This window comes from Microcoleus sp. BR0-C5 (assembly GCF_036705045.1).
In the GTDB taxonomy this organism is placed as follows: Bacteria; Cyanobacteriota; Cyanobacteriia; order Cyanobacteriales; family Microcoleaceae; genus Microcoleus.
In genome coordinates this window covers 1-15,152 of sequence record NZ_JAUBTR010000068.1, presented here as the reverse complement: position 1 = coordinate 15,152, position 15,152 = coordinate 1, and the positions used below count along the sequence as shown (strand labels likewise).

At 45.1% G+C, this 15,152-nt stretch carries 16 protein-coding genes and 1 pseudogene; 4 read left to right on the top strand and 13 right to left on the bottom strand.

The genetic code is table 11. From position 1 onward, the window contains the following. Positions 1-143: 143 nt before the first annotated feature. Positions 144-1,226 (top strand): class I fructose-bisphosphate aldolase, encoded by a 1,083-nt coding sequence (locus QUB08_RS25100; RefSeq protein WP_333228102.1) that lies wholly within the window; start codon positions 144-146, stop codon positions 1,224-1,226. A gap of 385 nt (positions 1,227-1,611) precedes the next feature. After that, positions 1,612-2,493, top strand: coding sequence for a CRISPR-associated endoribonuclease Cas6 (gene cas6, locus QUB08_RS25095; protein WP_333228100.1), 882 nt, complete (start codon positions 1,612-1,614; stop codon positions 2,491-2,493). Here cas6 and QUB08_RS25090 read toward each other — a convergent pair whose 3' ends face one another. Then, entirely contained in the window at positions 2,494-2,820 is a 327-nt protein-coding gene (locus tag QUB08_RS25090) for an antibiotic biosynthesis monooxygenase (protein WP_333228098.1), read from the bottom strand. It lies immediately after the preceding gene. Between the two features lie 123 nt (positions 2,821-2,943). Further along, entirely contained in the window at positions 2,944-3,975 is a 1,032-nt protein-coding gene (locus QUB08_RS25085) for an Rpn family recombination-promoting nuclease/putative transposase (protein WP_333228096.1), read from the bottom strand. A gap of 170 nt (positions 3,976-4,145) precedes the next feature. Between QUB08_RS25085 and QUB08_RS25080 the strand changes: the two genes are divergently transcribed. Together QUB08_RS25080 and QUB08_RS25075 are read left to right on the top strand one after the other, a co-directional pair. Further along, complete coding sequence (locus QUB08_RS25080; protein ID WP_333228094.1) at positions 4,146-4,613, top strand: response regulator; 468 nt, start codon at positions 4,146-4,148, stop codon at positions 4,611-4,613. 100 nt (positions 4,614-4,713) lie between these two features. Beyond that, positions 4,714-5,007 carry a DUF2103 domain-containing protein gene (locus tag QUB08_RS25075; RefSeq protein ID WP_333124314.1) on the top strand — a complete coding sequence of 98 codons (294 nt, stop codon included), beginning with the start codon at positions 4,714-4,716 and terminating at the stop codon, positions 5,005-5,007. On the opposite strand, the gene QUB08_RS25070 is transcribed toward QUB08_RS25075, so the two are convergent. The 11 genes and pseudogenes from QUB08_RS25070 to QUB08_RS25015 form a co-directional block, all read right to left on the bottom strand. Then, positions 4,996-5,622, bottom strand: a complete 627-nt coding sequence (locus QUB08_RS25070) for a HEAT repeat domain-containing protein (protein ID WP_333228091.1) — start codon at positions 5,620-5,622, stop codon at positions 4,996-4,998. The genes QUB08_RS25075 and QUB08_RS25070 overlap by 12 nt on opposite strands. After that, positions 5,623-5,802, bottom strand: coding sequence for a hypothetical protein (locus tag QUB08_RS25065; RefSeq protein ID WP_333228090.1), 180 nt, complete (start codon positions 5,800-5,802; stop codon positions 5,623-5,625). A gap of 140 nt (positions 5,803-5,942) precedes the next feature. After that, complete coding sequence (locus QUB08_RS25060) at positions 5,943-7,907, bottom strand: hypothetical protein (protein WP_333228088.1); 1,965 nt, start codon at positions 7,905-7,907, stop codon at positions 5,943-5,945. A gap of 396 nt (positions 7,908-8,303) precedes the next feature. After that, positions 8,304-9,143, bottom strand: a complete 840-nt coding sequence (locus QUB08_RS25055) for a HEAT repeat domain-containing protein (protein WP_333228086.1) — start codon at positions 9,141-9,143, stop codon at positions 8,304-8,306. A 238-nt stretch (positions 9,144-9,381) separates the two neighbouring features. After that, a complete protein-coding gene (locus tag QUB08_RS25050; RefSeq protein WP_333228084.1) occupies positions 9,382-9,678 on the bottom strand; it encodes a phycobilisome linker polypeptide in 297 nt (98 codons plus the stop codon). A gap of 101 nt (positions 9,679-9,779) precedes the next feature. Then, positions 9,780-10,649, bottom strand: a complete 870-nt coding sequence (locus tag QUB08_RS25045) for a phycobilisome linker polypeptide (protein ID WP_333228082.1) — start codon at positions 10,647-10,649, stop codon at positions 9,780-9,782. A 191-nt stretch (positions 10,650-10,840) separates the two neighbouring features. After that, positions 10,841-11,656: a phycobilisome linker polypeptide gene (locus tag QUB08_RS25040; protein WP_333228080.1), complete on the bottom strand. Its 816-nt coding sequence runs from the start codon at positions 11,654-11,656 to the stop codon at positions 10,841-10,843. Between the two features lie 149 nt (positions 11,657-11,805). After that, complete coding sequence (cpcA, locus tag QUB08_RS25035) at positions 11,806-12,294, bottom strand: phycocyanin subunit alpha (protein WP_006631256.1); 489 nt, start codon at positions 12,292-12,294, stop codon at positions 11,806-11,808. Between the two features lie 102 nt (positions 12,295-12,396). Beyond that, positions 12,397-12,915, bottom strand: coding sequence for a phycocyanin subunit beta (locus QUB08_RS25030; protein WP_333124298.1), 519 nt, complete (start codon positions 12,913-12,915; stop codon positions 12,397-12,399). Positions 12,916-13,765: 850 nt separating this feature from the next. Then, positions 13,766-14,491 (bottom strand): annotated as a pseudogene (locus QUB08_RS25020) (IS1 family transposase). Positions 14,492-14,933: 442 nt separating this feature from the next. Beyond that, on the bottom strand, positions 14,934-15,152 hold a 219-nt coding region (locus tag QUB08_RS25015; protein ID WP_333228076.1), incomplete at its 5' end, for a zinc ribbon domain-containing protein.

The window sequence follows — 15,152 nt, the reverse complement described above, 5'->3', positions numbered from 1 at the left end:
GTCCTAGCTGCTGTTGTCCCTAATCTTGTTAAAAACTGGGTCTAGTGTTGACGGGATGGAAAATATGATTTTTTCGCTACAATATCAGCAAGGTTAATGTCTGCAATCAACAGCCTGTAATAGAAATTGAGAGGGCAATCTGTATGACAGCTACACTATCAGTTCCCAGTTCGATCGAGTCTTGGCTTGGCGACGAAGCCGAAGACTTGCTCACCCATCAAGCGAAAGTTTCTAAAGATTTGTTGCACCTGCCGGGCCCGGATTGGGTCGATCGCATTTTTGCTCAAACCGATCGATCTCCTCAAGTTTTGCGATCGCTTCAGCAACTCTATTCTAGCGGACGCTTGGCAAATACCGGCTATTTATCCATCCTGCCAGTAGACCAAGGAATCGAACACTCGGCGGCCGCTTCTTTTGCACCGAATCCCATCTATTTTGACAGCGAAAATATCATTAAGTTAGCAATTTCCGCTGGCTGCAATGCTGTCGCGACAACCCTGGGAGTTTTGGGAAGTGTATCTCGCAAATACGCGCATAAAATCCCTTTTATTGTCAAGCTCAATCACAACGAGTTGCTAACTTATCCCAATCAATTCGATCAAATAATGTTTGCTTCCGTCGAGCAAGCTTGGAATTTGGGAGCAGTTGCAGTCGGAGCCACAATTTATTTTGGTTCGCCAGAATCGACGCGACAAATTCAAGAAGTCAGTCAAGCTTTTGCCCACGCTCACGAATACGGAATGGCGACAATTCTGTGGTGCTATCTCCGCAACGATATCTTTAAACAAGACAAAGATTATCACGTTGCAGCGGATTTAACCGGGCAAGCAAATCACTTGGGAGTGACAATTCAAGCTGACATTATCAAGCAGAAATTGCCCGAATGCAATAACGGTTACGAAGCTGTTGCTAAAGCTAGCGGTCACAGTTACGGCAAAACCGACAAGCGCGTTTATTCGGATTTGACAACGGATCACCCGATCGATCTAACTCGCTATCAAGTGCTCAACTGTTATGCGGGAAGGATGGGTTTAATTAACTCCGGTGGTGCTTCCGGGAAAAGCGATTTTGCAGAAGCAATTCGCACGGCGGTAATTAACAAGCGCGCTGGCGGCTGCGGCTTAATTTCCGGCCGCAAAACTTTTCAGCGTCCTTTTGAAGAAGGCGTAAAATTGTTCAACGCCATTCAAGATGTTTATTTGTCGCCTGAAATCTCGATCGCCTAAAAATTTCCCGCACTCAATAAGCTGTTCTCCATTTAAATTGTGTGTCAAAAATCACTCAAATTATTGTGGGATGGGCTTCTAGCCCGTCCCGAATATGCAATTTAAACGCGCAACAGCTTATCACCACCTAAACCTAGGGTGCACCTTACGCACAAATTCCCCTAAACAAACGTAGGGTGCACACTCTGCACCTTACGTGATTAAAATTCTTTAATCTAAGGATCGCGAATTAAATAACTTACAATTTTAATTGTTATTGTGGGATGGGCGTCCCGCCCGTCCCACAAACTTGTGGAAGTTATTTAATTCTCATTCCTAAGTGCCAACTTAGCTGTAATATTAATACGAGCTGAAAATATATAGAGACACAGTATAGAATTTAAAAATGCCCCACAGCCTTGTTTTAAACCTGCTGCCAGTTGCACCAATTCCATCCCAGTTTTTAACGGGGCGACATCTCCACGCTTTGTTTTTGAACCTTGTGAGTGCTGTAGACAGCGATTTGAGCGCATACCTGCACGACCAATCTCATGAAAAAGCTTTCACTTTAAGCCCTTTTCAAGTAAGCAGAAAAGAAGCTTACAAAAGCAGCACGCCGCAGCCACAAAAGAGAGTTTTGCCTCCTGCTTCCCGCACAATATCTCCGGCTGTACAGTGGGAACACAAGCAAGCAATTCAGGAAACTACGCCGATTTGGTGGCGAATTTCTCTGCTGGATGACGGTTTGTTCGATCGCCTAACTCAACTTTGGCAGCAACTTAATTTCGCTCGCCCTTGGCATCTCGGCCCGACAAATATATACATTACTAATATTTTGAGCGAACCGCAATCCAACCAGCCGTGGGTAAACTTTTGTACTTACGCCGAATTGTTCGATAGAGCGTCGGAAACTGAGCGCCAAATTGCTTTTAGTTTTTGCACTCCTACTAATTTTAGGCAAGGTGTATACGATAGTGCTATGCCCACTCGTGAGAGTATTTTTGGCAGTTTAGCTAATCGCTGGAACAAGTACAGCCGGATGGCTATCGAACCTACTTTCACAGAAGCTATTTTCCCCAGTTTTTTCGATATCCGAACAGAAGTTAGTACAGATTCTCGCAGTAAATTTATTGGCTGCGTCGGGGATATTAGTTACCGAATTATGGGAGATATAGCTCCTGCTACTATCAAGCAAATTAACACTTTAGCAGATTTTGCGCTTTACAGCGGAGTCGGGCGAAAAACGCCGATGGGTATGGGAATGACGCGCCGATTGCAGGTTTTTTAATTATTCACTTTTGGGCTGAATTTCACTGACTATTTCATAAATATTTGTGTCTGGTATTTTCGCAAACAAAGGCATCATCTGCTTCAATATTTCCTGATAAGCTTCGCTTTGATTGGCTGCCATATCTTCTACGCTTTCCCAAAAAATGATGGCAATACCTTTGTCTGTATTGGGCAATTGCAGCAGGTATGCTCCCTTAAAACCTGTGGCATAAGTTGCCACGGCTTTTTCAAAAAGTTGCTCTGCAGCTTCAAATTTTCCTGGTTTAAATTCGCCAATGGCAACGTAGGCAAACTGATGTCGGAGAAAGTCGAGAAATTCTGACATATCTTTTTCCTCACTTAATAGCGATACACTAAGTTATATTTTACCCGATCGCCTGAAATTTGTGAATATCGCTGTTTATAAGTAGATCGACCTAAAAAAACCTCACAGCGATCGCTCTTTCGATTATTCTGCTCTATCCAACCAAAGCATTAAATCGGATAAACTAGAAAATCCGACTACCTCCTCTACCAAATTCTCTAATTGCTCAACCGATAATTCCCCAATCCGCGAAACTACATCGGGATTTACGGCTCCTACTCGTCGCTCCAGCAGACGCAAAATTAATGCTCTTTGACCTGCTCTAATCCCTTCTTGCATCCCTGCTTGACGGCCTTCTTGCATCCCTGCTTGACGGCCTTCTTGCATCCCTGCTTGACGGCCTTCTTGCATCCCTGCTTGACGGCCTTCTTGCATCAATTGAGCCCTAGCTCGCTCCAAACCTTCTTCTATACCTCTAGAAACTATTCCCCGCTGTTCTTCGATCGCCGCTTCTTGAGCTTCCATATCCTGGAACTCTTTCAAGGTTAAGTTAGCCTCATTGGCAATTTGAAAAGCTTTTTCTAGTTCAGGAACTGTTTCCATTGAGGCTGGGATTGTTTCTATATCGGGAGTGTGCTTCATAAAATAAATCCATTTATCAGTCAAAGTTGTGAGTTCATCTAACTCTTTTTTGAACTTCGGCAACTCGACAAAAAACATTTCTACTTGGAGATGGGGATAATCAAAGAGTTTCTCTTTTTCCTTGAAAACAAATTGAGAAATAACATCAGGTTGTTCTTTAAACATTTCAAAATCGGTAATCGTCAAAGCAATTACTGGTTTTAATCTCGGATAACCTTCTCTAATTTTGAGTTGGTTGGCATAGGTTTTGGCTAGGTTGTAGATGACTTGTTTTTCAAAAGCGGCTACATTCAAAACTTGCATTTCAATAATTACCGTCTTGTCGCCTGTAATTCGAGCTTTGACATCCAAATAACTATCTTTGAGTCCGCTAACGGTAGCAGCCGAGTAAGGGTCAATAATTTGCAAGTCTTGGATGATTGGCTCACCGGCGTAAATTAGAGCATTTAAGAAGCTGATGAGGATGTCTTGGCTGTCGGTGGAACCAAAGATTTTTTTGAAGGCAAAGTCTGTTTTAGGGCTGATAAATTTCATGATATTTTTCTTAATCTGTTTTATTGATTTATGAAAGATTTTGATGAAGCGCGATCGCTTCGGGGCTGCGAAAACTGGGTAGCTGCAATAGCCCACTTGAATTTAGGAAAATACGGGTGATATAAATTTAACATACAAGTAAAAATAAAACCAACATAAAAGTAACAAAAATGACCAAAATATTAGTAATTGAAGACAATAACTTAATTCGAGAAACCGTATTAGAACTTCTGCAATCGCGCGGTTTTGAAGTTGTGGGTGCTGAAAATGGAAAAGTCGGTATCGAGTTAGCAGCCGAAATTCCCGATTTAATTTTGTCAGATGTCATGATGCCAGAGCTAAACGGTTTTGAAGTATTCGCAGCCGTGCGATCGCACCCTGCAACCGCCAGCATTCCGTTTATTTTTATGACAGCCTCCGAAATGGAAAAAGCCCTGGAACTCAAAGCAGACGGCTATCTCAAAAAACCTTGCAGCCTCGCAGAAATGCTCGCGGCGATCGCAACTCAACTAGAAAAACCGACAGTTGCCAACCCACAACATCAAAAAGTACAGGACAATTCTGCGCCATCAAATCTCGGCTTGCGCGCCAGGAATCAAAAATCTCGGTTTGAGATTGCGTCGGTTTGCTGGCAATGACGCTCACAGTAACGTTATTGATACATAAGTTGAGGGAATTTCAAACTGGTTCCACCCAGGGGTAGCTTAGACTGGGTATGTTGAATTTGGTTAAAAATTTATGAACGCACAACCCAAAGGCCGCCTAGTTTGGAATCACTCTACCCACCTTCCCGGTTTGATACCAATTTTAGAGCGCCTTACCCTAAAAATCGGCATTCAAACTGTCACTCCGGGTGTCATCAACAAAGTTAAAGGACACATCCCCCGCATGACATTAAGAGTGTCAGTACCCATCCGCGGGGGATTTAAAATCATCGCCAGACAGGGCAAAACCGTACAAGAAGTCTTTATATTAACCACTCTCAGTCAAGGGGACTTGGAAGAGATGATCGCCAAAACCCTAGCCAAGTGACAATTTTTCCTTAGCAAGCAAAGCCCGGGCCCTAACTGAAGCAGTTTCATCGGTTTGGGCGATTTCCTCAAGCCTAGCCGAAACTTCCGCTAACCAATCCGGTTTAACAGTCGCAGCACTCGCCAAAGCTTGCAAACCCCCCGCTGCTGCGTAGCGAACCACCCATTCTGGATCTCGGGACGCTTGCAGTAGCGTTTTCACAGCTCGAAGTTGAGCATCTGCAATTTGTTCTGCCGGCATCAGTTGCCAGCAAATCGTCCCCAAACCCCTAACCGCCGCCCGCCGCACACTCAAAGCAAAGTCATTCGCCGCCGCATCGAGCAAAATCTCCAAACCCCTGGGGTCGCCAATTCCCGCCAAAGCCCGAACAGCCCAAGCTCTCGCTCCGTAATTGTAGCCGTCAAGCTGTTCTAGAAGCGGCAGCACCGCAGCTTCTCCGAGTTGAATCAGCCCATCAACGGCGGCAACTGCGGCGCCTGGGTTGTTGTAGCCGAGCACTGTAATTAAGGTAGGAATTGCTTCTGTTGAGTCAGCCGCCGCCAGTGCTTTGACTGAGTTTAACAAGCCTTCGGAAGAATCTGCTTGTTCGACAGCCTGAATTAGTTCTAATGCCATTTATTTGTAAGCTTTACCGTGACTATTGTAATTGTAGGTTGGGTCGATCGCGCGATCGAACTTTTTGTAAAGTGGGCGAGGCGCGGCGATTAACTTAGGATCGCGAATTAAATAACTTACAATTTTAATTGTTATTGTGGGATGGGCGTCCCGCCCGTCCAAAAAGGGCGGGCGGGACACCCCACAAACTTGTGTAAGTTATTTAATTCTCCTTCCTTAAAAAGCTTACCCTGCTCGAAGTAGGACAGTCTTGGTTAAAGAGTCGAATCGTCAAAAAACTGGACTCCCTACCCGCGCTAGGAATTCTTGCGCTGTGCATCCTAACCGCCTTCGCGCTTCCTATAAGCCTTAGCCCAAGCATACCGCTGCGGATCTTTTTTCAGCAGATATTCCACAACTTCCCGACGCTTCTCATCCTTAGCATTTTTGACAACCCGCTTCATTTCCGCATCCTGATCTCTGGGTGAAGCACCGCGTTTAATTGCCTCGTTAAACCAACGTTCGCCCTCTAAGAATTGACCCCGCTCAAAACAAATAGCTCCCATCAAAGTGTAAGGATGATGACTCTGAGGCTGATACTCAATAGCTTTTAGCGCACATCTTTCAGCATCATCTAATTTATCAATATCTCGAAAAGCACCGCCCCTAGTTGTAAGCAAAGCTGACTTTAGCTTATTTTCTTTTATTTTGTCGAAGTCCAGATTTTCTGTCAGCTTCAATGCACTTCTCGGCTGCCCTGCCTTGCGCCAATGACTGCTGGCATTAGGCAACTTCCATTTATTTCCAGTATTCTTGTACTCCTGTTCATAAAAAAGTGCTTCGATTTTGTGGTAAGCTGTAAAAATCTTGCCAGAGAACAGTCTCTGCCCTTGATATCGGCGTTCTTCCTGCCACCCATAATAGCTATTGCTCGGTTGAGATGCTTCAAGTTTATTCTCCTCAAGCCAAGCAACATCTGTTGGTTCCAGTCGCTCTCCTTTATCCAGTTTTTGCAGAATTGCGTACAATGGACTAGAAGGTGCCCGATCTTTATAGTTCGACACATCATACTTAGACTTCAGAGCAGCAAATTCCTTTTCTTGGGCAAAAGTAATTACATCCTCACGTCCATTCTGTTTCAGCCAATCAATATCAGCCTCACTTAAATGCTCTCCCGATTGGATTTTGGATTTCAGACTAGCAACATACTTTTCAATAGCAAAAGTAATTACATCATCACGTCCATTCTGTTTCACCCAATCAATATCAGCCTCACTCAACGGCTCTCCCGATTGAATTTTGGACTTGAGACTAGCAGCATATTTGTCAAGCGCCAGAGTAATTGTCTCAGTTAGTTTACGCTTTTTCAGAAAGTTAATATCCTGCTCACCTAGCTGACTTTCTAAATCAATTTTTTTCAGAACTTTATACAGATGGCTAGAGAGGGATGAATCCTCATAAGTAGTAGCTTTATACTTAACCTTCAGTTCAGCAAAGTGCCGTGTCTGTTCAATCCCCAAAACAATGCTAAGCGTTTCGCTAAGTTGATGCTCTTGTAGCCAGTTAAGTTCTGACTCGCTCAACTGTATATCTGCATCCAGGTTTTTCAGGATTTGATAGAGCGGACTAGAGACAGATGTTTCTGGGTATTCACTAGCTTTGTACTTATCCTTGAGTTGGGCAAACTTAGCTTCCCGTCCAGCTTTTTGTTGCCAAAAAATTTCTAGAGTATCAACCAGTTGGTTGTTGAACAGCCAGTTAGCCTCTACATCACTTAATATTGCTCCTGCATCCAGTTGCTTGAGAATCTGATACAAGGGGCTATCAAGCGAACAATTTGGATATTCAGTTGCTCGGTACTTAGCCTTTAGTGCAGCAAATCGCGCCATATCTTCAGCGATAGCAACTGTTTCAGTAAGCCCCTGTACTTGGAGATATTTAACTTCTAAGTCAGTTAGCTGATTTTCTGATTCAAGTTTCCAAAGGATAGGATACAAAGCACTAGACATGGGTAGCCCTCTGGTTACTTTAAAATTAGACTTGAGTTGAGAAAATTTAGCATCTAGTTTTTTGGGTTCTTCCTCCTTACGTTGTAGCTCTTGCTCGATAGCTTCTCTTGTTTCCAAAAGCTCATGATCTAGTAACCAAATCCACTCAAATTTAGTAATTTCAAATTCTAAATCAGCTTTTCGCAGAATGAGATACAGAAGACTAGAGGGAGATGAATTTTCATATTTTGTTGCTTGATACTTATACTTCAGCGCTGCAAAATGTTGCACCTGGACTTCAAAAGGATCGTTGCTCATGGTGAATCCCCCGATTTATACTTCTAGCCCCTACACAACCATCTCGCAGCATTCCGCGATCGCCCGCAGTCAAAACCCAAACTTTTTTAACTGAAAACTCATCCCGATGGTAATATTATTTTAACAGGTTCGGTTTCACCAACTACAGCTACAAACCTCAGTATTTTTACTGAAATTTATAATAATTAGTACCTAAAGCCTCGTTTCTTATTCCATCAAATTATCAGCCATCGGTTCACCAGAATAAAAGCCAGAAAATAGCATTTATCAACTCCATGAAATACAGATATACGGTAGGGACCAGCAGTGCTGTTTCCTGAATGTGCTGTGTCCTGAATATACGGCAGATAATTGAGAATCGCTAAAGCAATCCTATTTTAGTTGTGAACTAATTTTTTAAAGTAAACTATCCATTAAATTCATAACGCGGATAGCATCATCTGATAAAGATAGTGATTCTTGTTGATTGAGGTGATGCTCCAAAACTCCTTTTAGTGCAATCAATTTCATGCTATTTTCTGCTAAAGTTTCAGCAATAGCTGGCGCAGACGGCAAATAGCCGATCGCCCCCAAGTCCATCAAAGCCGATCGCCTCAACTGCAAATTATCCCCATTCAGAGCAGTGACCAACCGCTCTCCGTAAACCGGATCGCCAGTCAACTGATACATCGCCCGCGCCGCAGCGTACTGCACCCGCTCCACAGAATGTTCTAAAAAAGGTGAAATTAGCGGTATTGCTTCTGTCGCTTGCATGGTTCCCAAAGCTTCAATTACCGAGTCGTAAGGCTGCACAAGGTGCGATTTTCCTGGCACTCGTAGCGCCACAGCTACGCCCCCATCCAATAGCTTCATTAGCGGTGGAATGGAATCGCGATCGCCCAGCATTTCTAGAGCTTGAGCCGCCGCTTCCCGCACGTAATAATCGGCGCATTCCAAACAGCGAATCAGCGCCGGCAAGGCTTGTTTGTCACCCAATTTACCCAGAGCCCGCGCCGCATTTCGCAATAGGGAATAGTCGCCGATTTTTGTTTGTTCTGACTCTTCTTCCAATGCGGCAATTAAAGCTGCAATAGCTGCTGGTTCGTTGACTCGAAATCTGCCAATCCACCAAGCAGCATAATACCGGAGACTGTAATCTTGGGAGTGCAAATTTGCGATCGCCTTTTCTACTGTTAAAGACTCGCCCTCAGCTACACCCGCCGGCGGTGAGTCGGATTCGTAATAATCCATAGTCATTAGTTATTAGTTATTAGTTATTAGTTATTCGGCGATTGAAATGGCTGCTACACAGAAAAAACCTGCAAGTCTTAGGGAAACTCGCCGATGAAAATCGCTACTAAACAGACAAAACCCGCCTGGGCGGGTTAAATTAACTCTTAGTCCGCTTGTGGAGTGGACTTTGTTTGTCTAGTAGCGATTTTCATCGCCCCTTCTAGCTTGTGTAGGAGCGATGAAAATCGCCCCTGCAAACAAACTATTGGTGATCACCAGATGATTCATGCGATGATTCATGGGATGATTCATGGGATGATTCTGCGATCGCGTTTAAAGGATGAATGTTCACAATTTTCCCGCCCATGCGAGTAATCCGCTGCATTTCTTGATTCATCCGATTGTAAGGCACGGTGATAAATGTACTCGCGCTCGATCGAATCGAATAATCCACATTATTTGTTTCATCGCTTTGGCGCAAGCCCACAACTTCATACCTAAAGCAGCGACCAGCCGAAGCTGTATTGCCACTTTTTCCAGCTACAATTTGACCCAACATAAGCTTCTTGGTAATTGGTAATTCTGACTGTTGACTGTTGACTGTTGACTGTTGACTGTTAACTAAAAGCTAGTAACTGCCAACTGCCAACTGCCAACTGACTAAATTGGAGTAATGCTGGCGATTTTCGCGCCCATGCGTTGAAATTTCTGCATTTGCGAGGACAAATCCTCAACAGGTACGATGAAAGCCTTGCTGCTGCGGCGCACGCTGGGATAGCCGCCCGTGCGAATGCCCGAAACTTCCACGCGCACCAGCCGCCCTTCTTTGCCGTAAGCTGCCGCACCGCCGAAAGTGCTGCCGGGAGTTACGTTTCTGGCAGAAGGTCGATATGCCCAACCTTCGTTACCGCCAGAAGGCCCAACTACAGCCGTAGCGCTGTTAGTGCCGAGTTCGACAGCTAAGCGAGAGTTATTGCCTTCTAGTTGAGATGTATCGCTGTTTGCATAGCCGCGATACAACCGGAACATCCGGGTAAAACCGACGGTTTTTTGACCACGCTGGGTGTTAAAGCCGCGGTAGTAAGGCACGATACTTTCGCCAAAGTTTTCTTGATACTCTACTGAATCGATGTAAGAATCAATATCAGCGTCGTAGCCTTGTGTTTGGTACAAATCTAAGTGCTCAACTACTTCAGATTCGTCGTAGGGAGCGCGACCGAGCAAGTGTTTGTAGTTTAGTTCGATCGTCCGAGTTTGGAAGCTGTTGTAGAAAAACTTGGTTTTGTACAGTTCTGACTTAGCTACAGCCCGTACAAATTCTCGTACCGTCAAACTGCCGTCCCGCAGCAAAGACTCGGAACTTGTAAGTCGCTCGGATTTCATTAAATAGTCGTTGCCCAGCACCTGACGGTAAACGGCACGAATCACAGTTTCAACGTCGTCTTTGCTGTAGTTCGGGCGCAGTTCTACCTTCGGCGCATCGCTCAATGCGGATGTTCCCAGTCTGGACGCTGCTGTCGTAATCGCCACCAGATTTTCTCCTAAATTATTAATGACAAAAGTTTAATGCTTGGTTGCACTTGAAATTTTTAGGACTAAGGATAATATGCCTCAAAGTAGGGTGTGCACTGCACACCTTACCTATACACATAAAATTGAATAATTTTTTAGCCTTAGTCCTAATTTGCTAAAGACGTTTCAAAAAAACGTCTTTACAAACTTTAAGCTGTGGTAATACTTACCACTTTGCCACCACATTTGTTGATTTGCTGCAAGCGGCTCGAAAGTTGCTCGTAAGGCACGAGATATTCCGTAGTAGTCCGGCGCACTTGAGGGGAAAACTTAGCCGAACCTTGCATTGCGGTAACTCGGTAGAGTTGCCCGCGAGAACCGCCGGAGGTACCGCCAAGGGCTTTTCCGGTGGAGGCGGTGGAGATGGGTGAAGCCGTATTTCTGGCAACTTCCCAGGTTAGCCGCGCTTGCTTTTGGTTTTGGGCGCGATCGCTAGAAGCAAAACCCCGGTACAATTGAAACATCCGGTTAAAACCGACGGTTTTTTGACCTCTTTGAGTCGCGAAACCGCGATAGTAAGGCACTATACTGTCGCCAAAATTTTCTTCATACTCAACGGAGTCAATGTAAGAATTGATTTCAGCTTCGTAGCCTTCTGCATTGTACAAATCAACGTGGAAAGCAATTTCCGACTCGTCGTAAGGAGCGCGGCCCAACAAATGCTTGTAATTAAGCTCAATTAACCGCGTTTGCGAGTTCGGATAAAAAAACTTTTTCCGATAGGTTTCGGAATGTGCAATTGACCGCACGAAATCTTTCACTGAAATCTGCCCTTGCATCAGCAGAGATTCAGCACTGGTAAGTCGTTCGCTCGACATTAAATACTCGTTGCCGAAAACTTGGCTGTAAGCGGCACGAATTACTGCTTTCGCATCGTCTTGCGTCCAGTGTGGACGCAGTTCTACTCGTCCCGCTTCTTCAAATGCTTTTATTCCCAACCGTTCTGCTGCACCTAATCCCGCCATCTTCGCTTCTCCCTTTTTTGCTTTAAAAACTGAAAACTGCTTAAAAAAAGTATTTGCAAAACTAGGCTTTGATCGCAGATGCCCGGAATTCTAAACAACCGCTAACACTTAAGCTAACAGCAGCTTACAATTCCGGGCATCACGCAAATCTAGCTCAGAGCGTTGATTGCGTAGTCGATGTAGGAATTCGCTTCAGTTGCAGCGTCGCCACTCAGACCGTGGTTGCCTTTGATGTACTTGAGAGCTTCAACGTACCAGCTAGGAGACAATTCAAATGTCCGGTTGATTTCGTCAACACCTGCAATCAGGTACTCGTCCATCGGACCTGTGCCGCCTGCAACTAAGCAGTAGGTGACCATGCGGAGGTAGTAGCCGATGTCGCGAGAGCACTTGGCTTTACCTGTTGGGGTAGAAGCGTAGTTCGGGCCTTGCATTTGTTGGGTGTACGGGAATTTGTTGTACACAGCTTGAGCTGCACCGTCGATCAAGCGCTGAGAGTTGGCGGTCAACGCTTTGGCTGCTTCCAAACCGGCTGCTGCTTGGCGGAAACGTCCGAAGGCGACTTGTAGTTCAGTGCTGCTCAGGAAACGGCCTTGAGAATCGGCTGCTGTTACTGCTTCAGTCAAAGGGGTTTTCATTGTTCTGGTTTCTCCCTAATGTTGTGTTGTTTTTGTACAAAAATGATTGTTTGCAAAAATGCGATGCTCGCTTCTTTACAAGAAATGTTCGCTTGGCTATTTTTAGCCGACTGCATTAGCTGCGCGGTCGAAGTAGCTGCCGATTTCAGACATCAGCGAGCTGCAATCACCACGGGTAACACCGTTGGGGTCGTTAGCGAGCGCGATTGCTGCTTCCTTCATTTTTTGCACGCCGGCTGCAACCGAGCCACCTGGAACTCCCAGAGCTTGGTATGTTTCACGCAGACCGTTCAAGCAGCGATCGTCCAAAACGCTGGCGTCGCCTGCAAATGTTGCATAGGTGACGTAGCGCAAGATGATTTCCATATCGCGCAAGCAAGCTGCCATGCGGCGGTTGGTGTAAGCATTGCCACCAGGAGCGATCAGTTGTGGCTGTTCAGCGAACAGGGTGCGAGCTGCATTGGCTACGATGCTGGATGCGTTGCCGGTGATGCGGTTTACTGCGTCAATCCGCTTGTTAGCGTCGGAAACCATGCTGCTGAGAGCATCGAGTTGGCCCGGAGCTAGAAATTCGCCGCGAGCGTCAGATTGGGAAACCACTTTTGTAAATGCGTCAAACATGAAACAACTCTCCTACTTGAGTTAATTGAGTTTGGTTGCGGTATAAAACCGTTAAGTTAAATTTGTTCAGGCTGTTAAGCCTGCAAGGGTTGAAGGTAGACGCCAGCTACTACGCGTGCCGGCTCGTTCTCTCCCTTTCCGCTACCTGCACTATTGTTACATTGCAACGGAGGTTTAAGAAACCTTAGAAAATTTTACACCTTTTATGAGATTGCGACAAACCTTGTCAATCAGTGTTTTGGTTAACTTTGGCCTGTCGTTTCAACCCTCTGATAATCTTTATACAATGCTCGTCCGTCTTTGTTTATTACAAATTATTACAGAAACTTATCTCTCTAAGAAGGTAAAGATCGGGGGGGCAAATGCGGGCAAAACTCCTTCCTAGGGTAGATGCGCGATAGCCGAAAAAAAATGATGAGTTTGCTTCAAGCGCCCCTGCTGTGGGGTGGAAACGCCCCAAAGCCTCCCGTGGGCCGATCGCCTTTGTGGGCTTTCTCTAGAAAAGCGGGATTGTTAAGAAGTGTTAAGGAAATTTAAGTTGTGGTAAAAGAAGGCTGGGGGAATAGGGAAAAAAGCCAAAATTCTGCCCAATGTCAGGATGGGTGCAGAATTCGCTGTGGGAAAAATCCAATAGATTGTGAACCCGATCGCCACAGCCACAACTTTTGCCCGAAATATCACCATTTAGCGACAAAACTCAGCCCTTGGAAGTTAGAAGAGTGGGCCCGGTCTTTCATAACGCGGGGATGCTGGGTCTAGGGAGTCATTGGACTTGACCCCAGAGCAAGCATCGGTAGCGCCCTGAAGGAAAGGATCGACAGGATAAACTAAATTCACATGAAAGTAGGTATTAGAGTTGTAAATTAGCATTATAATGATGGACAAAACGCCAAATAGCCGCAATATGATTTTCTAATTTTTTAGAGAACGATAAGCTCTTTCTTACCCACCTAGATACTCGTTGTCGAAGGGTACAATTAAAGCGCTCAATATAGCTAGTACAACCACTATCTTTATCTACACGGCGCGATGACGTTTACTCGGCAATACAGAATCATAAGCACTCCAATGGTCGGTATAAATTACTGCACATTGACGGTACACTGGTGGCATTGAATTCCATAGGGAGCGAGCTGATACTACACTACGCTCTCCAATATGTACGCCAACAATTTCCCTGGTTTGGGCATCCAAAGCGAGCCAGACCCACTGTTGATTTCCTTTGTTATCAACAAATGACCATAACTCATCCATCTGAACCGCCAAGGGCTTTTTTGGCTTAGGAGTCACCTCCACTTCCTGATTAACAGCAATAGCCTGGGCATTTACGTAGCGCTGCACGGTATCTTCTGATACTTGTAATAATCGAGCAATCCCTGCCTGAGAAATACGTTCAAGTAGCATCCGCGACATTAACTCAAGTTGTTCTGAGGTAATAGCTTTCCATGCCGGATTCAGAACAAATTGACGACCACATTCCCGACATTTATAGTTTTGTTTACCATGCCGAGTCCGACCGTTACGACTGACTTCTTCGCTCGCCACAATTAGGACAAGAATTAATTTGTAGTGTCATATCACTAATAGCAAACACTTCTCTCTAATAGTATCTTACTCTATCCTTACCTTCAGGGGACTACCCAAGCATCGACTGTTTGTCCTGCAGCAGTTGCAAAAAAACTTTCTTCATCTATAATAATATTCCATGTTCTGCTTCCCACAGGCTAGTCGCAGGAAACGGTGTGGCAAGCTGAGCATTGTCGATGGTGAGAAAACCAACATAGGCGATCGACACCTGTTACCGCAGCGCCATTTTTCTTTTAACAACGGGAATAGATGAGTTCGGATACGAGCGTTTTAGGACGTTTTTTTTAAGGTAGGTTTTAACCTGCGGCGCACGCTTGCATCCGGGCACTAAAGTCACTTTTGCTTTCAGCTTCTTTTCTGTGTAATAGCCGAAAGAATTGCTAATTTTTAGTATTGACATCCTCCCCGGCCGTACCGCAGGATTCCAAGAATCACTTCTTGGGCTTCCTCTTTCCACGACTCGACTTACATTGAGGAGTTGCCTCACCAATGCAGAGGTCGATGTCTTCAGAGGCGTTTAACGTTCCCATGTGCCCCACGGTACGGAGTGCTAACTCAAGTATGTTAATTGCCGCATTCCAGTCTCGGTCTATTACAAAACCACAATGGTGACAGCGATGTGTTCTTTGACTCAAAGACTTCTTGATGAC